This is a genomic window from Bradyrhizobium sp. in8p8 (assembly GCF_000426845.1).
GTDB classification, from domain to species: Bacteria; Pseudomonadota; Alphaproteobacteria; order Rhizobiales; family Xanthobacteraceae; genus Bradyrhizobium; species Bradyrhizobium japonicum_C.
Genome location: NZ_AUGD01000029.1, coordinates 1 through 24,830, shown reverse-complemented (window position 1 = coordinate 24,830; position 24,830 = coordinate 1). Strand labels below are relative to the sequence as shown.

Genomic DNA, 24,830 nt, shown 5'->3' with positions numbered 1-24,830 from the left:
CGAATAGCCGAAATACGAACGGCGAAGCGCTGTTCTGCGGGCGGGACCCGCCGGCCCACATCGGCGCCGCCCGTTCGAGACGTCTCCGATCGCTCCGAATCCCAAGGTTGACGCCCCGAATCGCAGAACGGGTACACGGCGGCGGTCACAATCCCGACCTCGCTATTTCGGACCGCTTGTTCTGCGGCGGATTCCGCGCGATCGGTCTCACACTCTTCACTATCGATCGAAGCTTGACCGCATGCCCTCATCCTCATCGCACCGCTTCCGGACGGCCTTACTGAGCGTGACATGCACTAGCTGATATCATCAGACGCCGGAAGGCCAGGCGTCACGCATTCTTCCCCTTCGCCTGCCCAGACGAGGGAGGGAGATGGGACCTTCTGCTATCGCTGCCACCTAGCAACCGCGAAATTTCATCGGCCGAAACCGGGCGGCCGAACAGGAAGCCTTGAAATTCATGACAGTTGAAATCCTTTAGAATGGCGTCTTGTTCGGCGGTCTCGACGCCCTCGGCAACTACGGTCAGACCGAGTGCCTGTCCGAGCGTAATGATGGCTGCGGAAATAGCGCGATCTTGAGCGCTTTCACCGATTCCGCCAACGAAGCAACGGTCGATCTTTATCGTGTCGATCGGGAAACATTTCACCAGGGAGAGAGACGAATAGCCCGTGCCGAAGTCGTCAATTGCCAGACGAACACCGCGGCGATTGATGGCCTGCATGAGGCCAGTCGCACGCGCGACGTCCTGCATCACCATACTCTCGGTCACCTCGAGTTGCAGAAGCTCGGGAGCTAAGCCTGTCTCGCCCAAGACCCGGTCGAGAAACCCCAGCAGCTCATGATCAGTGAACTGCTTCGGCGATAGATTGACGGCCACAGAGATGGCCGGCAATCCCAGAGACTGCCACACAATACTCTGCCGGCAAGCTGTTTCCAGTACCCATCTGCCTATCGGGATGATCAGGCCGCTCTCCTCGGCCATCGGTATGAACGCTGCGGGGGCGATGATGCCCTTCTGTGGATGCTGCCAGCGCAAAAGCGCCTCAACGCCGACAATGCGACGCGCGGAATCTACCTTCGGCTGATAATGCAGAAACAGCTCGTCGCGTTCAATCGCTCGGCGCAGGTCCGCTTCCAGAACAAGGTGCTTCAGCGATTGTGACTGCAGTTCCATCGAAAAGAAGCGGTATGCATTCTTTCCACCTGCCTTGGCCGCATACATTGCGGTGTCCGCCTGCTTGACGAGCTCCTCGGGATCGGACGCATCATCCGGGAAAATGGCGATTCCGATGCTACCGCTGATGCGGCATTCGTGTCCGCACAGGGGGAAAGGTAGCTCGAGTGCTTCCAGAAGCCGTTGGGCAATCGCGGTGGCCTGATCCTTGCCGGCCAACTGGTCAATCAAAACCACGAACTCGTCGCCCCCCAACCTGGCCAGCACGTCCTCCGCCCGAATATTTGCACGCATACGCCTTGACGCTTCGATGAGCAATTGATCTCCGGCAGTGTGACCGAGCGAGTCGTTGACCATCTTGAAGCGGTCAAGGTCTACGAAAAGAACCGCGAACCGGCGCCCCGGTGCCCTACTCGCGCGCTGATGCGCTTCAGAGACCATCGTGTTGAACATCGAGCGGTTCGGGATGCTCGTCAAAGCATCGTGGGTCGCCAGGAAGCGGATGCGCTCTTCGGCGATCTTGTTTGCGTCTGCCCGGTCGAAATTGTGGAGGGCGAAGGAAACGTTTTCCGCCAACCTGGCCAGCAGTTCAACGATTTCGCAGGTGAAGATGCCTTCCTTGCTGGCCAGGAAGAGCAGAACTCCGATGGCCTCGCCATCCCTGAAGAGAGGAAAGCTCGCGCCAGCGCGTGTCCCCCCTTTCTCCGCAAGCTGGTGCCAGTGGCTTGTTCCTGCATCGCGCAAGAACTCGTTCTTGATGCAGGGTTGTTTCGTGCGAAACGAGGTGCCGGTTAGCCCCTTTCCCTGAGGATGGTCCGCCAAGACCGAAAACGCTGTGCTGCGGACCCGATCGGCGTTTTGTCCTTTGGTGGATACAATCTTCAAGAAGTGATCGTCGGGCTGGGTCAAGGCAATTGTCGTCGAGGTAAAATGCCCGCCCAGAACCGCTGCCTCGCAAACGAGATCGTAGAGCTCTTGACGTGAGCCGGCGCGCATCATGGCTTCGTTTGTCTTGCAAAGCGCGATGTACATACGGTGCAACGCAGCTTCTTTGTTCTCTGCCTCGCGCTGCGCGAGCTCCGCTCGGTTCTGACGTTCGGCCCCCTCGAACCTCTCCAGAGCGAATGCGACATTCTCGACCACGCGTTCGAGGAGCGCACTTATTTCGCCGGTGATAGAGTCGGGTGCTGCAAAGCAGAACAGAAAGACGCCGATGCTTCGCGCGCGCTGGATAATCGGGACCGCCAAGGCGGAACCAACGCCGCAGGCAATCGAATGCTCTCGCCACGGCTTCAACGTATCGTCCTGAATCACGTCATTGCTGAGAGCAGGACGCCCGGATCGATAGGCCCGTCCCGCAAGTCCGTGGCCGTGGACCGAAGCCTCATCGACGGAAACGCTAATTTGCGGGATAAATCCCCTCTCGCTCGTTGCAGCGACGACGTCTAGCGATCCGGCAACGTTTGGGACAAGGACAGCGGCAATTCGGATGTGGCCCCCGTGGACGGCGGCATCACAAACCCGCTGGTAAAGTTCGGAGCTACTCGTCGAACGTAGAATGGCTTCGTTCGTGGCGTTCAATGCCGCGAACATGAGTTCGTGGTTCATGGCTTCCCCCATAAACATCCTAATGAACTCGAGGAAACAACAAGTTAGAATTAATGCTTTAGGACTTCTTAACGGGATCGCGGGTCATTCGGACCGGCCAAGGCGCAATCTGTGGGCGCTCCGCCTAATGGGGGGGCATTTTGAAGAAAGACTGGTACGTACTCGGATGCTGCAGCTGTCCGGCCTCCGGCGCAGCGATGGACGCGGTCGCAGTTGAAGCTGCGAACAGGCTGACGGCAGCAGCTCCCAGCCATATGCATCCAGGACGTCCTGCACGATGGTAAGACCCAAACCCGCAGCGCCACCTCGCTCGTCCAGGCCAGCGTCACGCTCGAGCAAGCGCGAGCTGGTTCGGTTCGATTCCCTCGCCACCGTCTTCGATGACCAGGAATGGGCGAGCGTCCATGCACGCGGTATGACCGGTGGCCTCGCCGGAAACGGCGCCATCGACGCTTCTTGCCAGCCGTCGCAATCCGTCGACCCGCGCCCGGAGTTCCTTTATTCGCGAAGTTGTCGATCGAGGGTGCGGAGGCGCTGCTCGGCTAGATTGAATTGCACACTACAGAAGGGATTCGATTTAGTGCTCCATTTCCGGCAAGATCTGACCCGCCAAGACGCCGCTTGGAATTCGTCGAGAAGTAGACCGCGGTCAACCGTTCGATTAGACCAGTCCTCTCGGGCCCAAGGGTGCAAATGATCTCGTCGATGGCAGATTCCATCAATTCACTTATTGCTTCATCGGCGGCGATAACTCGCTTTGCGAGCGCGAGCCGGGAACGCGGTCACGACTTCAAGCTTGATAGAAGCAAGTCTTTCCGGGCGGAACAGAGGGGACCAGGTGACGAAGCGGACCCAATGCCTTCTTCCCGCGATCTTTGACCCGTCTGGAGACGTTTCCGTTCGGCGCAATCACCAGAAAAAAGGTCTTCAGTACGCCTCCGCCCTGTGAGGTCCCCTTAGATCGATAGTATGGCCCCCCCTCGAAGCGTTTCGCAAGCGTGCACCGAGGGACCAGGTGCCAGTAGTTTTCGAACCAGTCGAATGGCACGCGCGTCGCTGTACGCTCTTCCCTGCTGCTCATGGCGCCTACCCCACGTCGGATATTGCGGGCACCAAAGAGGCCAGCTCCAGACTACCCGGCACCAGGGTTGAACTAGCGACTGTGCAGTCTCTGCCATGCTCCTTGGCCTGATACAGAGCAATGTCAGCTTCGCGTGTGAGAGCCAACTCGCTCTCAGTGGTTGCACTCTTCTCAGCGACCCCCACGCTTATCGTGACTCGCTTCCGCGGTGACCGTGGGTGGTCGATGCTCAATCGCGAGACGAGCAACCGGATCGCGTCGGCTACCTTAACCGCCTTGGCTTCGGCGACGCCTGGCAGGACTACCGCAAACTCCTCACCGCCGTACCGCGCCGAAAACCCGCCTGTCTCAGCCGTTGCACTACCAATGGTCTGGGCGATTTGCTGCAAACATCGGTCGCCAGCTTGATGCCCCAGCGCATCGTTGAAACCCTTGAAGTGATCGATGTCGATGAGCAAGACCGAAAGCACCGGATATCTTGCGTACGCCTCCCGGAGGAAGGCATCGAAGCTCCGGCGATTGGCGAGGCGAGTTAGACCATCCGTCGTCGCAAGCTGGGCAAGTCTCAGGTTGGCTGACGACAGCTCTTGTTCGAGCCTCTGCTGTCTTGTAACGTCCCGGAGCACGCCGACAATTTCGGGTTTTCGGCCGGATGAGTATCCGGCCATTTTGAAGCGGCACTCCAACCAGATGGTCTCGCCACCACTGCGCTGCATGCGGAACCGAACTGACGGACAGGCCCCTGCTTCCTTCAGTCGTCGACTGGCTCCTGCAATCTTTTCGCGGTCGTCCTCATGGACCATCTCAAGACAGGCCCGCCCCAGGAAGGCGTTCTCTTCCATCCCCAGAACGGCTGCAACCGAGGGTGAAACGTATTGAAGGCATCCCTTGCGGTCAATCACGATGACGATGTCCGCGATGTTGTCCGTAAGCAGCCGAACGCGGGCCTCTCTGTCCCTGAGAAAATGCTCGAGTCTCGCGCGAAAATGGAATTGGCCGTTCAACAGTGCGGCCATTCCGGCCATGATCGCGACCAAAAGGCCAGCAACGAGAGCATCGGATGTTAGGTCGCTCACCATCCCTCCAGAATCTGCTGCTCCGATCGCGCTACAGTCACAACGACCGGATATTCTGAGGCCTGCTCATAGGCGATGTATTTCTTCAAACCGTCGAATGGCGACGCAATCAAGTAAGAGCCGGCATGACCTTCGTCGAGACGCTTTCGGAACAATGAAGTATCGGTGAGTTTCAGCAGAGACGAGGGCGCAGGCCAGCGGGCCAACACCGTTCCTTCCCTCAAAACAAGGGTGATCCCGCCTTCACTACCGATGTTGAATTCGCTGTAGAACGAGCTGAAGAACTCGCAGTCGATCGTCGCAATCAACACTCCGATAAAATCGCCGGCCACATTGCTGATCCGCTTCGACAGGATGATCGTGGGACGGCCGGTGAGACGAGAGTCAACCGGACCGCTAATCAGCAGTTTGGCGCTGGAATTGTCGCGATGATACGCGAAATATGGTCTGTCGGAGTTGTTGTGGTTCGGTAGTTGCGCCAAAGAGGAATAGCGCCAGGTTCCATCGGCATTGAACACACCGAAGAACTGGATTTGGGGCATTGCCCTGGTTGAAGCCTGCAAATACTCGTTGAACCGCTCGGGCAGGGGGTTCTGATACTTCAGCAGCTCCACCATCCCCGTCATCGCCACGTCGGGCGACTTGATAGTGTTAGCCGCATGTTGGGAGAGGGAACGGGCCAAGTTCATCAGGTCCTCCTGTGCCCGAACCAATGTGCTCTCCCTGAACGCGGAAGCCTTCCACGCCACCAGACCCAATACGCACGCGACCATCAGCCCCAAGAAGGCACCGACGATCACCTGCGGCTTGCGGTGAATAGATTGCTGCAGCGAGAGCGCTACCATCACACCTACCCCAATGTAGGCATCATGATCACCATCGTACCCTTAGAATTGAGCTAATCGACGACCGAGAGTTTCGAGCAAATGCGAACCTCCCTAACGATCGGTAGAATGGCGTGTCGAAATTTGGCAGCTGCCCCGCGATATCTCCGAACCGGGAGCTTCGGTCGGCCAATGTGGCTGGGTGGTCGAGCGGACGGATTGGCCTGTGACTGCAAGCGTCGAGCCTCGCCCTTCTCCCGATCGGTTGGGACCGTTCGTTCGATTGAACGGTAGCATGGTGCGACTGCTCTTCTTTGAGCTCCATCAATGCGATCCACAAACGACCGCAAACACCTAGACGCGGTACATTCGCCGAAATCCGATAGTCCGAGCGATTGATCATCAGTCTTCAAATGATATGCAACATATCATTCAAGAAAACATCTAGTCGGATCTGGCTACCGAAGGGGGCTGCATGATCGACGCAATACAGGAGGCTCCTCTCACGGCGAACGCCGGCAACGGCGCTTCGGCGGCATCGATGCGGACCGAAAACAGGGCCCCCTTGGCGCATCTTCGCAGCCGCTTCGCGCGCGATCCGCGCGAACAGGCTGTCGGTTGGACTCTCTCATGGCAATGCTTCAGGCGCACCGGAAAGCACGTTCACTCCCGAGGCTGGCCCGTTCCGTTCAGCTGCCGCCGACTGGTCTCTACTTCGATCCGTCTCTCGCGGCCGCTCTCCTCGCCCGGTTCGTTTCCGGAGGTCTGAATTCGGATGCGCTCCCGAAGCCGTTCGAAAACCCTCATATGACGTACTCCGATGGTCGATAGGCTTATCGCACCGCAGAAGCTCGGCTTCTTTGCGAGACCGCAAAGTTCTCGACGGCGCGTCCGGTGGCTTGCATCTCCCGCAGAGACTATCGAAGTCGGCCTGATCTGGACGTACCGTTGGCCACCTTGGAGAATGATCAGTCAATCACGATCAGCGGCGGTCGCCATGTTCATGCTCGCGCCTGACGTGGAGTACTGGCAGAGCCGCCTCGCGCTGGTTGCGGGCACGCTTGGCCTCACTGCGACCGTCGGCGGCGGAGCCGCACCGATCGGATTCGACTTGGGGCTGAGTACCGTGCTCTCGTTGCCTCCTTTTTCCGCCTTGTCTGCGCCGTCCTCTACGGGCGCGATCTCGTCCTCATCTTCCTAGCCCGCAGCCCCATCTCGAGCTCAACATGCGGATGGCCATGCCGTCGTTCGCGAGCCTGGCAGCAACCGGGCTGCCAGGAATCACGCTCGCTTCAACGGGAACGCTATCAGGGCATTTGGGCGCCTTCAGTTTTCTGGCAGCGTTCGGTATTCTTACGGGCTGGTGCTGGCCAAGTTATACATAGTCGTCGCCTTCATCGCTTGGCTCGAAACCTACGCTCGCTCTCCTGGCGGGAGAGCCGAACGACTTTCGGATCGCGGCGGCGGCGATGAGCCTTGAGGTTGCCGGCATCCTGCACGAAATCGTCCGGATCCGGCGTCTGGAAGGCATAGCGCCGCCGCTGCGTCTGCCTCAACGCGCCGTAACGCCCATCCGCTATTCGCGAAGCGATGACCGCCTCGCAACGATGCGGTGCCCGCCCGTTCCGCGCAAAGCGAGACGGTCTGCCTTGATACGTACTCGTCGTGGGGCGAAGGGACCGATCAAGCGGCGGCGAGGCTACCGCGGCCGAGTCGGACCGTGCCGCGCTTCATCGGTGTCGTCCTGCTGCAGGCGGACGATCTCTTGGTGCGCGGCGTCTCGGACCGGACTGATGCGACCTGTTGCGGTGGTCCAGATCAGTCTGACGTCAAGCTCGTCGTACACATGGCGAACAATGCTGGACAGGCCGCGGACATCTCGCCAAGGAACGTCCGGATAGAGCCTCTCCATCAGTCCGCACTCGCCGAGACGCCTTTCCTCCTTATCGAGTCGGATCGCGGCTTCGCCGACCGTCTGCAGGGAGTACAGCACTGCGTTGTATGTCCGGCGATCCGCCTCGAACGCCGCCTGCGTGAACCCGACAAGAAACTGCTCCACCTGATCGCAGTATTTCACGATGTCGCGCAGGCTATCGATCCTGCGTCGTTCAGTAGACATTCACCGCATCCCTGGCGATTTCTGCAGCCATCTCCGGCTGACGCTTCCCATTCTTTGGCGTGATATCCACGGGACGTCCGATCAGTTCCTGAAGCGTCCGCTGCACGCGGCTGTAAGCGAAGAGGTCGCCCACGATCTCGGGATCAAGATCGACCAGAATGTCGACGTCACTTGCGGACTCGTCTTCACCGCGTGCGACGGATCCGAAGATGTCGGCGTGGCGAAGTCCAATCTTCTCCAAATCAGTCCGATTGTGACGGATCAGGCGCAACACCTCGACCAATAAAGGGCGCGGCCTTTCTTCTAAGTCGCTCATCACGAGTTCCTCCAAGTAGGCCGTTAGATTCCTGCCGCCGGCTGAGGCCTTGGCGCGCGCCTGCGAAGCCGCCGAAGAGCTCACCCGGAATGATAGGACTTCTCTCATGCTATGCCTGTATACGTTGTATACATCTAATCATCTCACAGGCTCTTGTCGAGGCTTCCAGGTTCAAAGGCGGGAGCAGTTGGTCTGCCGCATCCTAGGCCGATGGCCGACCCAAGGTGTAGGGCCGCCGCGGTCATCGGTCGTTCGGAATCGACAGACGTTCCGCCGGCTGGCCAGGCAACAGAGTCTGTTCGATCTGATCGGGGTCCGCCGATTCTTTGCGATGGCGCAACCATTTCTCTCGAAGGTCGGGATACGTTGCCTCACGCATATCGGAGCGTGCAAAAACAGCCCATGCGAGCGCCAGTCGCCGGCCGTTTCGCCAAAGCTGAATTTCTGAGCGTCCGGCCGCGGACGGTCGTGCTGCATCTGTGGTCGCCCGCCCCTGAGGAGATCGCCATGACCGATTACTTAGATCTCGATGTACGACCGATCCTGCGCGGCGGCGGCGAGCCGTTCGCGGTCATCATGCGGCGGTGGAGGGCTTGGAAGAGGGGCGCGGGCTCCGCCTCTACGCGCCGTTCAAGCCGGTCTCTCTTCGCCGTCATGGCCGAGAAGGGGTTCGCCCACTCCGACCGCGCCCTCGACGGCGAGGATTGGTGCTGTTCACGCCTACGGAGGCCCAAGCCGGAGACCACATCGTTTGACGCAAACAATTCACCCTTCGGCCCTTGGCCCGAGCCTGTCGTGGAGCTCGACAACCGCGACCTCGACCCTCCAGAAGCCATGGTCCGAATCCTCGCTGCCGCGGAAAGGCTCCGGACCGGCGAGACGCTGTCCTCGCTTCTGCAGCGGGAGCCCGTCTTCCTGCTCCCGCAGTTCGAAACGCGCGGCTTTCGCTGGCTCGGTGGATTTCATCATGACGGCGCCACCTACGAACTGACCGTGAGGGCGCCGTCATGACAGATCAGCCCATCGCACGCGTCGGGGACGCGCTGTGCGTCGTGATCAATCCCGAACTGGGAGAGAAAATCGTCGTCTACGACATTGCGGTCGTGGATAGGGCGGTCCGCATCACGATGAGCCCAACGACGCCGGGGCGTCCAGCGACGTCCCTCCTGAAGGAAGGAGCGCATGAGGAAGCGTCGACCGTTCCAGGGGTCGTTTCCGTCGACGTGGCGATGACCTTCGAGCCGCTCGGACTCCCGACCTCCTCGGACCGGCGGTCCGGGCCTCGCTCGGCTTCGCCGCGGTGAACTGACGGTATGGCGGTCACTCTCGAGATCGATCATGCGAAGGCGCGCGCGAAGGCTGCAGCGGCGGCCGGTTTGCCCGTGGTGCCGCAGGCGGTCCAGGGGCCGATCCGCCGGAACAAATGGGGCATCCTGCTGCTGACGCTGTCGATCTACTACGTCACGCCGTTCATCCGCTGGGATCGGGGGCCGAACGCGCCCGACCAGGCGGTGCTGCTCGACTTCGCCAACGGGCGCCTCTACGCGTTCTTCGTCGAGATATGGCCTCAGGATCTCTATCTCGTCACGGGCCTCCTGGTGCTCGCTTCGACTATCCTGATCCTCACGAATGCACTGGCGGGCCGCCTCTGGTGTGGCTTCGCTTGTCCCCAAACGGTCTGGACCGATCTGTTCCTGCTCGTCGAGCGCCTGACCGAAGGCGATCGGCGCCAGCGCCTGAGGAATATCGGAGTGCCGCTCACGCCGAAACGAGCCGTCCGGATCGTCGCAAAGCACGCGACGTGGCTTCTGATCTCGCTGGCGACGGGCGGCACGCTAATCTTCTACTTCACCGACGCGCCGGGCCTGCTGCGCGGCTTGGGTGCCGGTAACTTTTCCGCCATCGCCCTTACCTGGATCGCGGTGTTCACGGGCACGACGTACGGGCTTGCGGGTTTCGCGCGCGAGCAGGTCTGCACCTTCATGTGTCCTTGGCCGCGCCTGCAGGGTGCGATCTGGGATCCGGAGGCCTACACCGTCAACTATCGGGACTATCGCGGCGAGCAGCGGACCTCCGCGAAGAAGGCCGCCGAGTTGCGCCTGCGGGGTGAGGCGGCAGGAGATTGCGTGGACTGCGGCCAGTGCGTGGCGGTCTGCCCGATCGGGATCGACATCCGGGAGGGGCCGAACTTCGCATGCATCAATTGCGGCCTATGCGTCGATGCCTGCGACGGCGTGATGGCGAAGCTCGGGCGCCCGAGAGGCCTGATCGATTACGAAAGCTGGGCGAACATCGAACGGGGCCGCAGCAAGGAATCCCTTCGCAACCGTCTGCTGCGGCCCAAGACAGTCGGCTTGGCGGCGGCCTGCCTGGCGTTGGCCGGAACCATCGGGGTCGCATTCGCGATGAGGACCACCGCGACATTGTCGGTCCAGCACGATCGCGATCCCGTAGCTGTCCGGCTATCGGACGGGTCGTTGCGCAATGCCTACACCGTGAAGCTGCTCAACAAATCGGCGAGCCCTCATCGTTACACGCTCTCCGTCGGCGGCATCGACGCAAGGCTCTCCATCGTGGGCGGTGATGGTGTCGCTCCCATCAAGGTCGCCGCCGAGTCCTCGGAGTCCTTGCGCGTCACCTTGACGGCGGCGGACGCCGAGCAGAAGGACGTCGTGTTCATTGCTCGGGACGAGACCGGTAGCACGCTCTACGCCACGGACCGGTTCGTTGAGAGGTAGCGTCCAAGAAGCGGGTCTAGAGCGAACGGCCGAAGGCCGAGATGTCGTTTCCGCCCAGGCTGTTGCGCAGATCGACCGCTTCCCAATAAGACGAAGGCGCCGGAATCCCGTTCCGTCGCTCGATCTTGATATCCGCGTTCGGAAACGTCAGTCGCGCATCGCGCTCGTCGTCGTCGATGAATGCGTGCGTAGATGCTGTCGGCGATCCGGCTGAGGCCGCCCAGCTTCAGCTTCGCTTTCTGCTTTTCGTCCTCAGACGCGTTTTCATCGAGGAGAGTGGCTTCGAGGTCGTCGCGCTCGGCGAGTTCAGCCAAGGTCCTGGACAGGGTTTTTGCCAGCCGGCCGGTCGAACGGGGCAGCCGCAGCGGCGTTCTGCTCGGGCTGGAGAACCCTCCCGGGCCCCGCCAGCTCGGCAAGGATCTCGGACCAGCGACTGGGCGGCATCGCGTTCAGGCGCGGCTCCAAACCTTCCATGACGAAGGGCGTGCGTGGTGGTGCCCGCGTATTTCTTGTGTTCGAGACCCTACGCTCGACCGCAGCCGCGTGGCTGCGCTCGTACGCGCTCTCAGAAGGCGTCATGCGTTCGCGAGAGTAGGTCCATCCTAAAATCCCTAGCCGATCAACAAGCTGGGACAGAGTGTCGAACGACCCGTAAAGGCCGCGACCGCCCACCATATTAGCTGACGGTTTGGTGAGGTCGGTCTTAACGCTGCTGACGCAATCGCGAGGAGGCACGACTCTCATAATACCGTTAGGGCGAGCGAGGGCGCGGGATCTTTGATCCAGGTCAATCGTCCCGGCGGGCCGCCGGTCGATCCTGAGCAGATGAAATCACCTAACGAGAGGCTGCCTAGCAGGAGGCCACCAAAACCGGCGCTGCCGAATCCGGACGAGATGCTTCGGAGGTCGAGGAATACGCGGACGATCTGCGGGAGATCAGGGGGCGCGTTCACTGAGCCTAAGCGGTCAGGGGTCGCTCGGCTCTCCGCTCCCGGCACTCGATCGCTATTCTGCCCAGGAGCGACGGCGAGGCGTGCTCCTTGAAATTGTCGATTTACCGACCGATAAATTCTGCGGCAACTTGCCTCCGACGCTGTCAGAGATTCCCGGTCGGTAAATTTCACGTCCTGGCTCCCTCCAAAAACCCACAAAAATTCCCGCTCGGGAAATTAGGTTTCTCATTTCCGATTACGCATCTATATTCCCGCGCGGGAAATTTCACGCCCTAGTTCCCCTCAAAAACCACAAAACTTCCCGCACGGGAAATTAATCTTGTCATTTACCATTCCGCAATCTATATTCCCGCTCGGGAAATTGGCATGGCAATAACATCCACCGCCGAAATCGGCGAACTGATCCGGAACCGGCGCGCCTCCTTGGGGCTCCGGCAGCAGGACGTTGCCTTGGCGGCCAACGTAGGCGTCCGCTTTATCGTTGATATCGAAAACGGCAAGGACACCAGCCAGATCGGCCTCGTCCTCCGCCTGCTGCAGGCGCTCGGCATCCGACTGACGCCGGAGATGAGCCCCGTGCCGTCGCCACCGCCGGCGGCCAAGGAATCCGAAGCATTCGATCCCGACAACTTCTCCCCGACACCATGACGAGCAAACCGAAGCCGGGCGAGGCCGGAGAGACCCTCGAAGTCCGGTACGGCGGTCTGCTCGTCGGGCTGCTGCGCCGGCGCTCGGAGGAGATCCAAGACATCGAGTTCGTCTACGACGAGGCGTGGACGAAGGATCCGAACGCGTTCGCCGTCTCGACCCGGATGCCGCTTGCGAAGCCCGTCCACGAACCGGACGTGGTGTACCGATGGTTCTTGAACCTGTTGCCCGAAGGCCGGACGCTGAAGACGGTCGGTACCATCCTCAAGATTCCGGAAGCCAACGTGTTCGCGCTTCTTGAGGAGTTGGGAGAGGATCTCCCCGGTGCGCTCGAAGTCTTGCGGCCCGCCGACCAGCGGCCGAAGCGGACGCCGCGCTACAGGCGGCTTTCCGAAGCCGAACGGGCCGCGGCCATCCGCCGCCTTCCCGAGAAGCCGCTTCTGGTCGGCGAGGAAGGCATCCACATGTCGCTCGCCGGCGCGCAGGACAAGCTTCCCGTCGCCCGGTATCCGGACGGAGGCATCGGCCTCGCGCTCGACGGCGCGCCGACGACGCACATCCTCAAACCGGCCAACAAGCACTTCCACAGCGCGGTCGAGAACGAGGCGTTCTGTCTTCGCCTGGCGGCGAAGGTGAAGCTACCCGTCGCCGAGTGCACGATCGACAAGGCCGAGGACCTCGACTATCTGCTGGTGAGGCGCTACGACCGCGTTCCTGAGGGACGCAGCCTACGCAGGCTGCATCAGGAGGATTTCTGCCAAGCGACCGGCCACATTCCATCCACGAAATACGAAGCCAACCCAGCGACGAGGCTGCGCGGGCCGAGCATGAAGGACTGCTTCGACGTCATCCGGAAGACGGACAACGGCGCGGCCAACGCCGCGCGCTTCCTCGACTTCTTCGTCTTCAACGTCCTCTGCGGAAACGTCGACGCGCACTCGAAGAACTATTCGCTGCTGCTGCTACCCGGCGGCGCCGTTACCATGGCGCCGCTCTACGACGTGATGAACGGCGACATCTATCCGGACGTGACCCGGAATTTAGCCATGAAGATCGCCGACAAGAACCGCGGTCGCTACATCCATGCGCGCCACTGGGACCACATGGCGGAGGAGAACCAGATCTCCGGCACTCAGGTGAGGCGCCGCGTCGGGGAGCTTTCCCAGGCGGTGCTGGATGCGCTGCCGTCCGTCGTCGATGAATTGAACGCGCTCAAGAAGTCGCCGGTCTATCAGCAGATATCGGACTGCGTCGCCGTCAATTGTCGGGACATGTTGCGGAATCTGAAGAGCGACGTCGAGGACGAGCCTGAGGAAGATCCGGAGCCACCAGGCGCGCGCCCTCCGGGCTTTTCCTGAGCGCTTGAATGTAGGAGACACACTCTTAAGCCATCCGCGGATGATCCGGGTGACCGCCGGATATTGCCCGCAGCGGGCTCCCCGCGGCACGACGGGATCGACTGAACGTTCCCGAAAAGCACTTGGATCGCCTGTTTTGCAGTACCTCATCGCGGGCGCGCCGGGTATTGTAGTGGCGGATGAACGCACTGCCGCACCCCCTCCGAACCGAGATGTTTCAGGGTACAGCAGATCTGGCGGCGATGGCCGACGCGCTGGCCCGGTCGCCGGACTACCGGATCCTGCAGCGTCTGGCTGCGCGCCCGAGATAGGTCCCCAGCATGGGACAGGAGGTCAGGACCTGCGTTCTGCTCGACACCGAGACGACCGGTCTCGATCACACCAAGGACGAGATCATCGAGCTCGGGATGGTCAAGTTCGACTACACGACGGACGGGCGGATCGTCGGGTTGCGAGGCACGCTCTCCGCGTTCAACGAGCCTAGCGCTCCCATCTCGGCGGAAGTGACGGCACTAACCGGCATTACCGACGCGGTGGTGGCCGGCCAAAGATTCGACGGCTCGGCCATCACGGCCTTCGCGGAGGATGCGGTCATCGTCATTGCGCACTACAGTGCGTTCGACAGGAAGTTCGCCGAGCGCTACAGGCCAGTGTTCGAGCACAAGGCCTGGGCCTGCAGCATGAGCGAGATCGACTGGCGCAAGCACGGATTCGCCGGCGCGCAGTTGGGTTACCTGCTGAACGGTGCCGGCTACTTCCACCACGCGCACCGCACCGTCGATGACTGCCACGCGCTGCTCGAAGTGCTCGCCTTCGAGCTTCCGACCACGGGCGCGCCGGCGCTGGCACTCCTGCTTGAGACGGCACGGAAGAAGACGGTCCGGCTTTGGGCGAGCAGTCGCCGTTTGAATTGAGGGATTCGCTGAGCGCCTTGGCTACCGCTGGTCCGACGGCGCGGACGGTCGTCCGAAGAGCTGGTACGTCGACGTCTGCGAGACCGCGCTCGATGACGAGATCGCGTTCCTAAAAGCCGAGATCTATCAGCGCGACATTTCGCCGACGATGCAGACGCTGACCGCTTTCACGAAGTTTTCGGCGAGGATCTAGCAAACTCAAGCGGCCGATGCTGTGTGGTGACACGGACGCGGTCTAAGCGACTGCTTCATCGGGTAACTTGAGGATCGTCAGGATCTCGTCGTTCGGCAGCAGGAATGACTGCTCCTCGACCTCCGAACGGTCGCAGCCTTTGAAGCTGAACCAGGTTTCCGCGGGCGTTTTCCTGGGAAAGTTCTGCTCGGCCTCGCCGTTGAACAGCATGCGTCCGGCATAGCTTTCGCGGTCGAGCGTATCCGACGGAAACACCAGTTCTGAATCATTTTCGAGCGCCTGAACCAGCGCCGACGCGTCTTGCCGTGACAGATCACGATTATGGGGAACTGATTCCGGCACGCGATCTTGACGGCCGTCGCCGTGTCGCTGACGCGAAACTCGTCGGCGAGTTCGCGAATGGCCGACAATGTGGGTCGCTTCATCTTGCGCATGCGCGGAGTGACCATGAAGTCCGGCAGGATGAGATCGGAGGCGAAGTCGTCGGCGTGGCGCTCGGGGTTGAGGGGGTCGTCGCGAAAGCTGCATACTTCGTCCTTGCCGCAGAAGTGAATGCGGCCGCGATGGTGATGCCAGTGGCCCAGTTCGTGGGCCAGGGAAAACCGCCTCCGCTCGGGCATGCTGAGGCTGTTCACCGAGATCACGGCCTTGCGCTTCGTGCCGATGATCCTCGCTTCTCATCCGTCCATCGGACGATAGTTGACGACCGCGCCTCTGGTCCACGCGATGACGTCCAGATCGATATCCTTCGGTTGCGATATGCCGAGATCGATCAAGATGCGTTCCGCGGGAGTGATTGCGGTCATTCCTCCGGGTCGCCTTCGTTCTCTAGCGCTTCCAGTTGGGCCAGGTCGTCTAGGGCGCCCTCTTCGTCGCGCGCCGAGAGCTTCTTTCCTCGGCGGGCCGCCGTCATCATGCCTTCCATGTTTTCGCCGGCGCCGGAACGTATAGCTCCGAGCTTGCCTCGGACACACTCCCTATCGATCGCGGAAACGTTCGAGGGCTCCGACCCGCGGGCGGCTATCGCGGCCTTGGCCTGATCGAGCTTGGGCCTTCCAAAGGAACGCTTCGCCTGCTCAAGTATGGCGTCCATTTCCGCGACGACCTTGGTCTGGTCCAGGCCTTCTTCGGCCAAGAGCTCCCGCAGTTGCGCCGGCGAGGCGTTCAGGATGTCCTCGTCGAAGGCGTCGGAAATGCGCTGCAGTTCGTTGCGTCCGCGATTCTTCCTGGTCATGACGAAAGCCCTTCTGGGAACCTCTCCTTCATGGCCTTCTTGATCCGCCGCATGGCGTAGTCGTACGCCGCCTGATCGATGGCTGAAGCGCGAGCGGAAGAACGCGAAATCGAACGCGGAGGACATCCAGGATCTGCAGGTCCTCACCGAGCACAATCCGGAACTGTCGCTCATCGAACAGGAAGATACCGACACCGTGACCGCGATCTACGGATGCCTCGACGGAGACGAGGAAGCGCAGTTCGTCCTTCGCACGACGGTGGTACGCTAGGTTCTGCATCGTCTTCGCGAGGAAGGCGATCAGGGGAACGTCGAGCGGGCACTTCCGCCTGCCGATCAAGGTGAGGCAGAGGGCTTCGTGGTAGAGTTCGCCCTCACCGAAATCGGTCGTCATGGCGATCGCGGACGGAAAACGAGGAAAGGAATTGAGGTACCGCAAGCAGGTCAAGGACATCGCCAGGGAGGCGGTCGACACCGTGCTAGAGCTCGGCACCGGCCATCCGCGCGAGCAGTACGAAAGCCGAGCGCCTCGAACTGGCGCGGCGCTTCCAGATCAAATACGGCTCCGGAGACGGCAGCGACTCCAACGTCGCACCCTACTTCATCGGGGTCTTCGACACCGTGGCGGCTCTCGGCGCGAGCGGCCTGCGCTACTTCGTCATCCAGGCGGGGCTGCCGCCGGCGTCGCCGCCGCGGCGTTCGTCGGCGGATTCCTGCCGGCCGTCGGGATCGCGCTGCTGTGTTCCTGGCTGGGCGCCGGCTTCATGCTCTCCGGCTTCCTCGCGCAGATCGTCATCGTCGCCGGCGCGCTCGGGGCGTTCTGGTATTGGCAGAACAAGTCCACGACCAAGACGATCGTCGACTACCCCACCCCCGGAGAATCCCGCTCGCACAAGGCAGAGTGGAAGGGAGCCAACTTCGACAGGCTGCCGCCACGTCGCGTTCGCGCGCTCCGCCAACGCGATCGACGAGCGGCGGAAGGACTTCGACCGCGTCGGCTGGGGCGGCGGCAACGAGGGCGCCCCGGTCTTCCCCGGGCACGAACGGCTGCGCCAGTGGTTTTTCGCCGGCAATCATTCCGACGTCGGCGGCTCCTACCCGGAGCCCGAGTCCCGGCTGTCCGATGTCGCGCTGGAATGGATGTGCCGGGAAGCGATCTTGGTCCCCGACGGCCTGATCACCGGCCCCATCTACGTCGACGGCATCCAGATGGAAAGGTCCGGTGACGTCGGCCAGGCGCTGAATATCCGCCCAGACGCCGGCGGCGAGCAGCACTGCGAAATCGCCGGCATGCGCGACACCATCGATGCCATGGCCGGCTCGTTGCCTAACTGGAGGTGGCTGCGCCACCTGCTCGGCCGTCAGACCTCGGAGGTCAAGATTCGCGACATCGGCAACGCTTCCAAGGTCTACCCGACGGTCGGCCGGCGGTTCGAGCTTCCGTCGGTCGTGCAGTGCTCGGCAGGATCGGCTCCGTATCGACCGGACGCGCTGGCCGGACACGACGACTTCAAGCGGTACTATCCGACCAAGGCGGACGCGACATGAAGCTGGTCTCGCTATTTGACGAATTCCTGAAGGATACGGTCAACCTCAACAAGACCCAGGATCGATCTTCCTGGAAGCCAGCATCCCGGCGCTCAGGTCGTTCGTCCGTGATTCCGACTGGAAGCCGAAGGTCCGCAGCTTCGTCGAGCAGGGATCTTGGGCGCACCAGACGATCATCCGTCCCGTCGACGGCGGCGAATTCGACGCCGACCTGCTCGTCATGGTGGATCCGGTCGATGGGTGGACCGCGGCCGACTAGCCTCGGCCGCGTCTTCTCTGACAGCAGGACCTACGAAGACAAGACGAAGACGTGGGACTACCGCATCACGATCACCTACGCCGGGGACAGCAGGGTGGACCTCGCTTCCTGCGTCGTCAGCCGGCTGTGGGAAGGTAGTCTGGAGGTCTGCAACCGCAAGGGAAGCTTCGAACTTACGTCGCCGGTCGAATACACCGAGTGGATGAAGGAGAGGAACGCGTATTTGGGGAACAATTCCTTCCGCAAGGTGACGCGCCTCGTGAAGTATCTGCGCGACATCAAGGAGACCTTCACCTGCCCGTCCGTCCTCCTCACGAACCTGCTCGGTAACGAGATCCAGTGGTTTGAAAAAGGCACCGACGAGTTCGCCGACGTGCCGACCACCCTCAAGACGCTGATGGGCCGTCTCGATAATCGACTCCGGATGTACCCGACGAGGCCGACAGTGACGAACCCGAAACTCCGGAGCGAGGATTTTTCGCCGCTCTTCGGCACCGACGAGCAATATTCGAACTTCCGCACGGTCATCGCGCGCTACCGGAAATGGATCGACGAGGCTCACGCGATGGAAGGGCGCCAGGAATCCATCAAGGCGTGGCAAACGGTGTTCGGACCGGAGTTCGCCGAGGCGGATGTGGTGAAGGCCGCAGCGGACGGGATGAGCGAAAGCGCGGGCACCTCCCTCGTCGGCCGATTCCTGGACTCGACCGCGGCCCATCTCGGGGGAATAGTTGACATGGTCCGCGACTATGGATTGTCGATCCTTCCGGCCGGCTTCGCGCGACCGCCCCACATCCAGGCGCAGCGTCGCGCATCCGGCGGAAATCGCCGTGACGGCCGAGTGGCGCTCCGCCAGCCACGTGCAGGGTGGACGGATGGTGGCCGCGGGCCAGTTGCTTAAGGGTCAAGGCGGCCTGTACTTCCGCGCCTCGCTTGCAGACGGTACCCCCGTGCCGCCGGAATATTCCGTCGATTGGCGCATCACCAACACCGCCGAGGCGATGTCCAAGAAGGCAGGCCGGGGCGGGTTCGAGATATCGAACAAGGGGCGGCAGATGGGAGCAGTTGATGTATCGGGGCAGCCACATGGCCGAAGCATTCGTCGTCCGGCGCAGCGACGATGTCCTCGTCGGCGTGAGCAAGCCGTTCTACGTCGTCATCGAATGAGCGGGAGCGCAGCATGAACGAGATCGCGCACGATCAGGACGCTCCCGAGTTCCAGCGGCTGCTGAAGGCCCGGCAGCGCGTCTATTCGTATGCCACCCACTATCAGATACTCCAGATCATCCTCACCGTCGTCGTACCCGTCGCCGGTGCCATGCTCGCATTTGCGCATCAGGCGGCCCGGCGCTACGTGGCGCTCTACGGTCTGATCGCACCGCCTTGGACGTGACGTGGATCGACCGGACGCAACGTCGACTGCTGAAGGTCGCCGCGAAGATCAGCGAGGAATTCGACTGCGGCGTCCTAAAGATGCCTTGGGACCCGTTCGTCGCCGGCAAGCGCGAAGACGCGGAGGTCGTCGATGCCTCCGCGCGGCGATGGAGCGACGAGGCTGGTATGTGGGAATTCCCCCGACCGCGCGGCACACCATGGCCCGTCTCGTCTGCCAGCGCATGAACCTGCAGTACGACGCGGCGCTGCGAAGGAAGTACGGTACCTATCTGATCGTCGGCGCCTGCATTACGTTCGTCGCGATGATCGTCGGGTCGGTCGTGGAGGATCTCAAGCTGATCGACTTCGCGGCCGTCGCCGCCACGATCTCGCCTGCGATCTTCTGGGCGATCCGCGAGCACTTCAGGCAGTCGGATTCTGCTGCGACTTATGAGACCCTAAAGGGCGAAGCCGAGAAATTCCTAGAAAGCGTTCGGGCCAGCGGATGCGACGATGCCGAGTGCGGAAAACGATCCCGGGAACTTCAAGATGCTCTATTCCAGCGGCGCGTCGCTAACCCCTTGGTGCTGCCACTCGTCTATCGCCTAATGCGCGACGAACTCGAAAAGCAGGCACAGGCCGGCGCCGATGCTCTCCTGAATCGAACCTGACGCCAAAGCCTCCTTGGCTCGAGAGCGGCGCGCCTACCGGCTATTTCACTCGGGAGTCGCAGTGTTCGCATGTTGCAGCAGTCCGCCGGCGGTTAAACGGTAGAACTCGATCAGCCTGGCTGCAGCCGCGAACGCGAGCTTCACTTTAGGAAGTCCGGCCTGAAACTCAGTCGGCGACCGCGAACTCCGGCGCCGCCACCCCGATCGCGGCCGCAGCGCCCGTCTGATGGACTGTCATGCCCGGTTGGATCAGATGTTTGACAGGAGGTTGGAACATGTGGGCGTTCGTGTTGGCAAACGTCAGGTCAACATGACCGTTCTTACCCTTGAGTTCGATGCTGACGCGCTTTGGCATCGTGGGCAGGTCGAGGGGCCTGAAGACGATCCACACCAAGTCCTTCGTCAGCGCTATGTTATGCGAAAGCAATTATCCAATAGTTTAATTGTCTCCTCCCCGTTTGGAGAGGACGTCGACTTAGTCCGCCGCCAGTCCAAATGCTCCTGCCCGGGCGAGGTCGGCGATTGCCCCCAACCGAAAGCCCGAGAACGCGCGAGAGCACCTCATTGCGATGAGCACTAATCGCGGGGATTTCCCGCTGCATCGAAGTGGCTGCCGCGCCCGACATTTTCCAGGGCGCATTTACGCCCATGAACTCCCCTGCTCCGCCAGCAATCGTCTCGAACACGCCGCGCTGCAGAAGATGCGGATCGGTGAAGGCCGCGCCGGGATCGCGATATTCGGCGGCGGGCACGCCAGCCTTCCCGAGAGCGTCCATGCATTCGCGGACGGGATGCCGCTCTGTCCATTCTCGACGGCTGCATCATCGCGGTCCAGTTAGCGCCGCGTGCCGGCACCGACCTGAAGCGGGGGATCATCAGCGAGTTCGCTCTGCCCCGTCACCTCTCAGAGCGCGGCAGAGTTCCGCGGCGCGATCGGCGCAATCAGGATATGGCCGTCGACGGCGCCACCGGCCCAATGAGCCGCCGGCGGTACAGAGCGCGGGAATTGCGCCTCCTGCAACTCGTAGACCAGTAGGTTCAGCATGCAATGCATCAATGCGACGTCAATCCGCTGCCCCTCTCCCGTTCGTGCGGGCTGGACAAGCGCGGTCTGGATCGCGGCGTAGCCGAAGGTGCCGCCAAGCACGTCCGCGACGAAGATCGCGCCAGCGGCCGGGCGATCGCGCTCGCCGGCATAGCGCATCATGGACCGATCGAAGCCGCTTTCGGCACGGACGATCATGGCGTAAGCTGCTCGCTCGGCCGCAGGGCCGGTCTGTCTGTAGCCCAAGATCGAGCAGTAGATCAGGTGCGGATTGATTGCGCGGATCGCCTCGTGGCGTGTCCAAGGCGATCCATTACGTCCGGCCGGAAATTTTCGACCACCCGGCTCACACAGGAGGGTACGTCCGTTCCTGCTCCGGACGAAATACAGCGCAAAACGTGGGACTTGCCTCGATGCGCCAGCGCCGATCAGATCCAGACAATAAGGATTTGCGGGAAACACCGCATTCAGGCAGAGCTCGATCGAGGACGGACGTCCCGGCAGATTGACAATCAGACATCTGCCGCGCGCGCCGGCCAGCTGACGCGACAAGATGGCTGTAGGTGTCTGCGTCAGGCTCATCTGCCGCATCGGTTCGCCGAACCCGGGCAGCTCCCGCTCGATGAGGGCGCGTGGCCTCGGGCGTAAGATCGCGCGGCTCGGGTTCCGTTCCTCCTGTCGTCAGCACGAGATCGCACCCGTCGCGATCGACCATCTCGGTCAGGGTTTTCGAAAGGCTCTCGATGTCGTCGGGAACGATCCGCAGGAGCGGCTTCCATTGCGAGGAGACGACCTTGCACAGAAAACCCTCAATGGCCTAGCCGCTCTAGTCTTCGTACTCGCCGCGGCTGGCGCGATCGGACGCGACCAGGATGCCGATACGCGCCGCGCCGCTCTCGCCGGGACTGATCATTCCACCCTCCAACGCGATCAATGTACGGGCGCGATGCCGAGACTTGATTTCGTCCGTCATCATCGATGGATCCCAGGGCGGCTCGAACCGCCGCACTGCGCGCGACCCCATCCTCAGGGAGCCAGAGGCGGGGCAGCGGGGGGTGGTCGCGGTCATGGTGGTGTGCGCGGCACCATCGTCGATGGTGATGTCATAGACGAAGCCGAGATCAACGATGTTGGGCGCCGAGCTCGGGATCGATCACGACGCGGAGGGGCTCGCGAACATGCTCGATGAGACCGCTGTTCATGGCCGCGCCCTCACTGTGAGCCCATAGGTCGCCCCATCAGGCAGGAAGCCTGCCAAGCCAGTTGTAGCCGCGCTTCTCAAGCTGCGGAAACAGGAACACGGGCTCGCGGCCGATCAATGCCGTGAGCGTTTCGCCGGGGCCAAGTTGTTCGGCTGCGGCCAAGATCCGTACCATGGGCTCAGGCGGATCAAGCTCCCTGGTGTCGAGCCGGACCTTCGACCTAGGCCATTTGTCGCTGAACGGCCCCGCAGCTGCTGGCGCGTCAGGGGCGTGAACAGAACCTGCCAGTCGCCTCCGCCGATTTCACTTGCCGAATGCGCAAAGCCCTTGCTCGCCATAACATCGAACAACGGCACGAGCTTGAATGGCGCGTAGAGACGGGTGCCCTGCACCGGCCGTACGCTTGCGACCGCTGCCATGATCGTGGAAGGGTTCTCCGCCCGTGCGCAGGATCGGTCGCACGTCTACCTCGAGATATTCGGTCATCAATTCTCTCCAGACACAGGCTTCACGAATGCAGCAGCCTCGGCAGCCTTGCGCCCTGCGGCAGCCGCACACTCTTCGTCACGTCAGCAAGCCGGCGCACACGCAGCAGCTCGTGCACGATACCCATCGTGGCCGCCATCATGCCGAGCGGCGCGATGCGATACGGCTGTGTTCGGCCCGCGAGCAGGAGTACCGTAGCAACCCAGACCCAGACGAAGTAGCCGACAAAGTATCGCGCCGCACGGGCTCCGACCACGAGATCCTGCACTCGCTGGGTCGGCACGCGGCCCGTCACCGGCCCGTAGGTTTCGAGCCAGGTGAGGAATGCGACGATCTTGTAGAGTTTTGCGAGCATTAGCCCAGAGAGCCAGCCGAACGTGATCAGGAAGGCGAACGCGTCGAGGTTAGCGGCAAAAGAGCCGTTCAGTGCAGGCGCAAGTCCGGGACCGAGCCGGCGAGACCGCCCAGCGCATAGAGCGCCATGGTCGTGTTCAGCTCCAGCGTGCGCCGCTTGCGGTTGCGGTAGAGAGCGACGACATCGCGGCCGTACAACGCGACGGTCGCGACACAAGAGACGCCCGCCAGCGACAGCACGCCCTCGAGCCGCGCCTGCACCGCGATGGCAGCCAATCCACCGGCCAGCGCAAGACCAAGCGTGCCGGCACTGGCGTAGAGGGTTGCGCGGCTTCGTCGTGGATCGACGTCCGGCGACAGCATGAACATCGCGAGGGACGATAGCTTACGCCCATCGTTGTCAGTGTCAGCCAGCCGCCGAGCCCCGCGATCGCGTGCAACGGAATGCTGGCGCCAAGCAGGACGCCGAGCGGCGCGCTGCCGGAGCCCCGCCAGTCCCCAGGCAAAGGAGGTGCCAAGCGCCGCCGTGGCGCCAAGGGGTGCGAGGCCGGCGAGCACGAACCGCGCCGGCCCAGACAGCGGGCGGGCGCGCCAAATGGTAAGGATCAGGTCTGGGGCCAGCAGGCCGAAGCCCGAGACGAGCAACGTCGCCCCGAACGGAAGCAGCCAGAGCCACGGCGGCAACCGGCCGCCGAGCGCCAGGAAGCCGAGCAGCAGCGGCCTGCGACAAGCAGACAGAGCACCGGCAGCGTCGCCGCTTCGCTGTATACGGGTTTGCCTACCAGCACCGGCATGAATTGCGTGAGGGCGCCACAGACGCACAGGCTGAGCCAGCCGATGGCGATGATTTGGACGAGGACGAGCGTATCAGGCGCGGCGATATCGACGGCCGGAAACCCAAAACCAGCAACCATCAGCGCCTCGGCCGCAAACAGCCACGCGGTCGCAACCGCGAAGCAGCTCATGGTCTATTCCGAGACGTTGCCGCCCATCATCATCTGACGTCCTCCCGAGCCCGGAAGGCCTCACCACGGTACGGCCACATCGGCGGTCCTCCTCATGGAGTTCTTACACATCAGGATAGGGGCGGCGGAGCACCCGACTCATTGTACGAGAGCAAACTTAGTGCAGGCTTTCAGGTCACGTCCCGGTGACAAAGCGCGCTTCTGATGCTGAGTGCGGCTGATACGAAACGCCAGCCGCGCCGTGGAGGAAACCATTGGAGAAGGGAACGTTCGGATAGAGTTCGGCCAGGCGCCGGGTTCCCCTTTCCGCGTCGTCCCGGCCCTCCACAACGTCGCGAAATGTCCGCGCGACCGCAATCATGTCGCAGTGCTGAGGCGACAGGCGTAGCGAGCTCACGGCAGCAGTGCGCAACGCGCCGATATCGCCAAGCAGATTCGTGCAGGTGTAAGACAGCGTCTGGACCCCGTTCACGGTCAGGAAATCCTGCTGCTCCAGCGTTTTCAGTGCAAGGCCGTCCGGATCCCTCTCGCAGACGAAGCGGCAATTGTCCTTGGCAAGCTTGTGCATGCGGGCGTGATAGCAGCGCGCGGAGATCGCCAGCGGTGCACGGCCGAATGCAAACACCTCGATGGCGACGTCCGGCAGTGCCGCCGCGATCGTGCCGATAGATGGTAGTGGCAATTCCG

The 24,830-nt window shown here is 62.0% G+C and carries 24 protein-coding genes and 6 pseudogenes; 12 read left to right on the top strand and 18 right to left on the bottom strand.

From position 1 onward, the window contains the following. Positions 1 to 331: 331 nt before the first annotated feature. The 5 genes from K408_RS39670 to K408_RS0134875 form a co-directional block, all read right to left on the bottom strand. Entirely contained in the window at positions 332 to 2,785 is a 2,454-nt protein-coding gene (locus K408_RS39670) for a bifunctional diguanylate cyclase/phosphodiesterase (protein WP_196232445.1), read from the bottom strand. Positions 2,786 to 3,871: 1,086 nt separating this feature from the next. Further along, positions 3,872 to 4,945, bottom strand: coding sequence for a GGDEF domain-containing protein (locus K408_RS42460; protein WP_155248790.1), 1,074 nt, complete (start codon positions 4,943 to 4,945; stop codon positions 3,872 to 3,874). After that, positions 4,939 to 5,787: a cache domain-containing protein gene (locus K408_RS42455; RefSeq protein WP_035698847.1), complete on the bottom strand. Its 849-nt coding sequence runs from the start codon at positions 5,785 to 5,787 to the stop codon at positions 4,939 to 4,941. Before K408_RS42455 ends, K408_RS42460 begins: the two co-directional genes overlap by 7 nt. Positions 5,788 to 7,465: 1,678 nt before the next feature. Continuing rightward, complete coding sequence (locus tag K408_RS0134880; RefSeq protein WP_024343170.1) at positions 7,466 to 7,885, bottom strand: HepT-like ribonuclease domain-containing protein; 420 nt, start codon at positions 7,883 to 7,885, stop codon at positions 7,466 to 7,468. Then, entirely contained in the window at positions 7,875 to 8,201 is a 327-nt protein-coding gene (locus K408_RS0134875) for a nucleotidyltransferase family protein (protein WP_029674730.1), read from the bottom strand. The genes K408_RS0134880 and K408_RS0134875 overlap by 11 nt, the downstream gene beginning before the upstream one ends. 507 nt (positions 8,202 to 8,708) lie before the next feature. Here K408_RS0134875 and K408_RS39655 point away from each other — a divergent pair. The 6 genes and pseudogenes from K408_RS39655 to K408_RS39640 all read left to right on the top strand — a co-directional run bounded on the left by K408_RS39655 (position 8,709) and on the right by K408_RS39640 (position 14,812). Then, positions 8,709 to 9,212: pseudogene (locus tag K408_RS39655) on the top strand (DUF2249 domain-containing protein). Beyond that, positions 9,209 to 9,505: a metal-sulfur cluster assembly factor gene (locus K408_RS39650; protein ID WP_051160778.1), complete on the top strand. Its 297-nt coding sequence runs from the start codon at positions 9,209 to 9,211 to the stop codon at positions 9,503 to 9,505. The pseudogene K408_RS39655 and the gene K408_RS39650 overlap by 4 nt, the downstream one beginning before the upstream one ends. 9 nt (positions 9,506 to 9,514) lie before the next feature. Next, a complete protein-coding gene (ccoG, locus tag K408_RS0134860) occupies positions 9,515 to 10,939 on the top strand; it encodes a cytochrome c oxidase accessory protein CcoG (RefSeq protein ID WP_028146134.1) in 1,425 nt (474 codons plus the stop codon). A 1,319-nt stretch (positions 10,940 to 12,258) separates the two neighbouring features. Further along, positions 12,259 to 12,540, top strand: a complete 282-nt coding sequence (locus tag K408_RS39645; protein ID WP_024343167.1) for a helix-turn-helix transcriptional regulator — start codon at positions 12,259 to 12,261, stop codon at positions 12,538 to 12,540. Then, a complete protein-coding gene (locus tag K408_RS0134845; protein WP_024343166.1) occupies positions 12,537 to 13,898 on the top strand; it encodes a type II toxin-antitoxin system HipA family toxin in 1,362 nt (453 codons plus the stop codon). The genes K408_RS39645 and K408_RS0134845 overlap by 4 nt, the downstream gene beginning before the upstream one ends. A 320-nt stretch (positions 13,899 to 14,218) precedes the next feature. Beyond that, positions 14,219 to 14,812: a 3'-5' exonuclease gene (locus K408_RS39640; protein WP_349509781.1), complete on the top strand. Its 594-nt coding sequence runs from the start codon at positions 14,219 to 14,221 to the stop codon at positions 14,810 to 14,812. Between the two features lie 235 nt (positions 14,813 to 15,047). On the opposite strand, the gene K408_RS43765 is transcribed toward K408_RS39640, so the two are convergent. The 4 genes and pseudogenes from K408_RS43765 to K408_RS0134820 all read right to left on the bottom strand — a co-directional run bounded on the left by K408_RS43765 (position 15,048) and on the right by K408_RS0134820 (position 16,365). After that, a complete protein-coding gene (locus K408_RS43765) occupies positions 15,048 to 15,347 on the bottom strand; it encodes a hypothetical protein (RefSeq protein ID WP_024343165.1) in 300 nt (99 codons plus the stop codon). Between the two features lie 65 nt (positions 15,348 to 15,412). Beyond that, a pseudogene (locus tag K408_RS43760) lies at positions 15,413 to 15,625 on the bottom strand (ImmA/IrrE family metallo-endopeptidase); the annotation flags it as partial. Positions 15,626 to 15,682: 57 nt separating this feature from the next. Then, positions 15,683 to 15,811: a hypothetical protein gene (locus K408_RS44040; RefSeq protein WP_283805301.1), complete on the bottom strand. Its 129-nt coding sequence runs from the start codon at positions 15,809 to 15,811 to the stop codon at positions 15,683 to 15,685. Next, a complete protein-coding gene (locus K408_RS0134820) occupies positions 15,808 to 16,365 on the bottom strand; it encodes a hypothetical protein (RefSeq protein ID WP_155248789.1) in 558 nt (185 codons plus the stop codon). Before K408_RS0134820 ends, K408_RS44040 begins: the two co-directional genes overlap by 4 nt. A 495-nt stretch (positions 16,366 to 16,860) precedes the next feature. Here K408_RS0134820 and K408_RS44215 point away from each other — a divergent pair. From K408_RS44215 to K408_RS44025, 6 genes and pseudogenes are all read left to right on the top strand, one after another. Then, positions 16,861 to 17,331 (top strand): annotated as a pseudogene (locus K408_RS44215) (phospholipase effector Tle1 domain-containing protein); the annotation flags it as partial. Between the two features lie 66 nt (positions 17,332 to 17,397). After that, positions 17,398 to 17,787 carry a hypothetical protein gene (locus K408_RS43755; protein ID WP_245265985.1) on the top strand — a complete coding sequence of 130 codons (390 nt, stop codon included), beginning with the start codon at positions 17,398 to 17,400 and terminating at the stop codon, positions 17,785 to 17,787. A 22-nt stretch (positions 17,788 to 17,809) separates the two neighbouring features. Next, entirely contained in the window at positions 17,810 to 18,046 is a 237-nt protein-coding gene (locus K408_RS44035) for an SMODS domain-containing nucleotidyltransferase (protein ID WP_349509783.1), read from the top strand. After that, positions 18,024 to 18,947 (top strand): SMODS domain-containing nucleotidyltransferase, encoded by a 924-nt coding sequence (locus K408_RS39625; RefSeq protein WP_283805300.1) that lies wholly within the window; start codon positions 18,024 to 18,026, stop codon positions 18,945 to 18,947. The genes K408_RS44035 and K408_RS39625 overlap by 23 nt, the downstream gene beginning before the upstream one ends. A 279-nt stretch (positions 18,948 to 19,226) precedes the next feature. Beyond that, on the top strand, positions 19,227 to 19,439 hold the full coding sequence (locus K408_RS44030) for an S-4TM family putative pore-forming effector (protein WP_024343160.1): 213 nt from the start codon (positions 19,227 to 19,229) through the stop codon (positions 19,437 to 19,439). Continuing rightward, positions 19,436 to 20,091, top strand: a pseudogene (locus K408_RS44025) (S-4TM family putative pore-forming effector). The gene K408_RS44030 and the pseudogene K408_RS44025 overlap by 4 nt, the downstream one beginning before the upstream one ends. A 166-nt stretch (positions 20,092 to 20,257) precedes the next feature. Here K408_RS44025 and K408_RS0134780 read toward each other — a convergent pair. The 9 genes and pseudogenes from K408_RS0134780 to K408_RS39595 all read right to left on the bottom strand — a co-directional run. Further along, entirely contained in the window at positions 20,258 to 20,482 is a 225-nt protein-coding gene (locus tag K408_RS0134780; protein WP_155248788.1) for a hypothetical protein, read from the bottom strand. 22 nt (positions 20,483 to 20,504) lie between these two features. Beyond that, positions 20,505 to 20,867: a CoA transferase gene (locus K408_RS43745; protein WP_080655003.1), complete on the bottom strand. Its 363-nt coding sequence runs from the start codon at positions 20,865 to 20,867 to the stop codon at positions 20,505 to 20,507. A 128-nt stretch (positions 20,868 to 20,995) separates the two neighbouring features. Further along, positions 20,996 to 21,382, bottom strand: coding sequence for a CoA transferase (locus tag K408_RS43740; RefSeq protein WP_245265984.1), 387 nt, complete (start codon positions 21,380 to 21,382; stop codon positions 20,996 to 20,998). Between the two features lie 100 nt (positions 21,383 to 21,482). Then, a pseudogene (gene mog, locus K408_RS42445) lies at positions 21,483 to 22,049 on the bottom strand (molybdopterin adenylyltransferase). 285 nt (positions 22,050 to 22,334) lie between these two features. Continuing rightward, positions 22,335 to 22,824, bottom strand: a pseudogene (locus K408_RS39610) (DUF2249 domain-containing protein). Between the two features lie 22 nt (positions 22,825 to 22,846). Further along, on the bottom strand, positions 22,847 to 23,179 hold the full coding sequence (locus tag K408_RS44210) for a hypothetical protein (protein ID WP_024343156.1): 333 nt from the start codon (positions 23,177 to 23,179) through the stop codon (positions 22,847 to 22,849). 68 nt (positions 23,180 to 23,247) lie between these two features. After that, entirely contained in the window at positions 23,248 to 23,541 is a 294-nt protein-coding gene (locus tag K408_RS44205) for a hypothetical protein (RefSeq protein WP_230646806.1), read from the bottom strand. A 242-nt stretch (positions 23,542 to 23,783) separates the two neighbouring features. Beyond that, positions 23,784 to 24,143, bottom strand: coding sequence for a hypothetical protein (locus K408_RS44200; protein WP_051160776.1), 360 nt, complete (start codon positions 24,141 to 24,143; stop codon positions 23,784 to 23,786). Between the two features lie 175 nt (positions 24,144 to 24,318). Then, on the bottom strand, positions 24,319 to 24,830 hold a 512-nt coding region (locus K408_RS39595; protein WP_024343154.1), incomplete at its 5' end, for a U32 family peptidase.

Excerpts from the sequence above, each read along its gene's own strand:
- K408_RS44205 (WP_230646806.1), bottom strand. The coding sequence starts at position 23,541 with ATGCTGTCGCCGGACGTCGATCCACGACGAAGCCGCGCAACCCTCTAC.
- K408_RS0134845 (WP_024343166.1), top strand. The coding sequence starts at position 12,537 with ATGACGAGCAAACCGAAGCCGGGCGAGGCCGGAGAGACCCTCGAAGTC.
- K408_RS0134880 (WP_024343170.1), bottom strand. The coding sequence starts at position 7,885 with ATGTCTACTGAACGACGCAGGATCGATAGCCTGCGCGACATCGTGAAA.
- K408_RS44210 (WP_024343156.1), bottom strand. The coding sequence starts at position 23,179 with ATGCTCGCAAAACTCTACAAGATCGTCGCATTCCTCACCTGGCTCGAA.
- K408_RS39645 (WP_024343167.1), top strand. The coding sequence starts at position 12,259 with ATGGCAATAACATCCACCGCCGAAATCGGCGAACTGATCCGGAACCGG.
- K408_RS39625 (WP_283805300.1), top strand. The coding sequence starts at position 18,024 with ATGGGTGGACCGCGGCCGACTAGCCTCGGCCGCGTCTTCTCTGACAGC.
- K408_RS39650 (WP_051160778.1), top strand. The coding sequence starts at position 9,209 with ATGACAGATCAGCCCATCGCACGCGTCGGGGACGCGCTGTGCGTCGTG.
- K408_RS42460 (WP_155248790.1), bottom strand. The coding sequence starts at position 4,945 with ATGGTGAGCGACCTAACATCCGATGCTCTCGTTGCTGGCCTTTTGGTC.
- K408_RS39640 (WP_349509781.1), top strand. The coding sequence starts at position 14,219 with ATGGGACAGGAGGTCAGGACCTGCGTTCTGCTCGACACCGAGACGACC.
- K408_RS44200 (WP_051160776.1), bottom strand. The coding sequence starts at position 24,143 with ATGAGCTGCTTCGCGGTTGCGACCGCGTGGCTGTTTGCGGCCGAGGCG.
- K408_RS0134875 (WP_029674730.1), bottom strand. The coding sequence starts at position 8,201 with ATGAGCGACTTAGAAGAAAGGCCGCGCCCTTTATTGGTCGAGGTGTTG.
- K408_RS44030 (WP_024343160.1), top strand. The coding sequence starts at position 19,227 with ATGAACGAGATCGCGCACGATCAGGACGCTCCCGAGTTCCAGCGGCTG.
- K408_RS0134820 (WP_155248789.1), bottom strand. The coding sequence starts at position 16,365 with ATGTCCTCCGCGTTCGATTTCGCGTTCTTCCGCTCGCGCTTCAGCCAT.
- K408_RS42455 (WP_035698847.1), bottom strand. The coding sequence starts at position 5,787 with ATGGTAGCGCTCTCGCTGCAGCAATCTATTCACCGCAAGCCGCAGGTG.
- K408_RS44040 (WP_283805301.1), bottom strand. The coding sequence starts at position 15,811 with ATGACCGCAATCACTCCCGCGGAACGCATCTTGATCGATCTCGGCATA.
- K408_RS43745 (WP_080655003.1), bottom strand. The coding sequence starts at position 20,867 with ATGGACGCTCTCGGGAAGGCTGGCGTGCCCGCCGCCGAATATCGCGAT.
- K408_RS39670 (WP_196232445.1), bottom strand. The coding sequence starts at position 2,785 with ATGAACCACGAACTCATGTTCGCGGCATTGAACGCCACGAACGAAGCC.
- ccoG (WP_028146134.1), top strand. The coding sequence starts at position 9,515 with ATGGCGGTCACTCTCGAGATCGATCATGCGAAGGCGCGCGCGAAGGCT.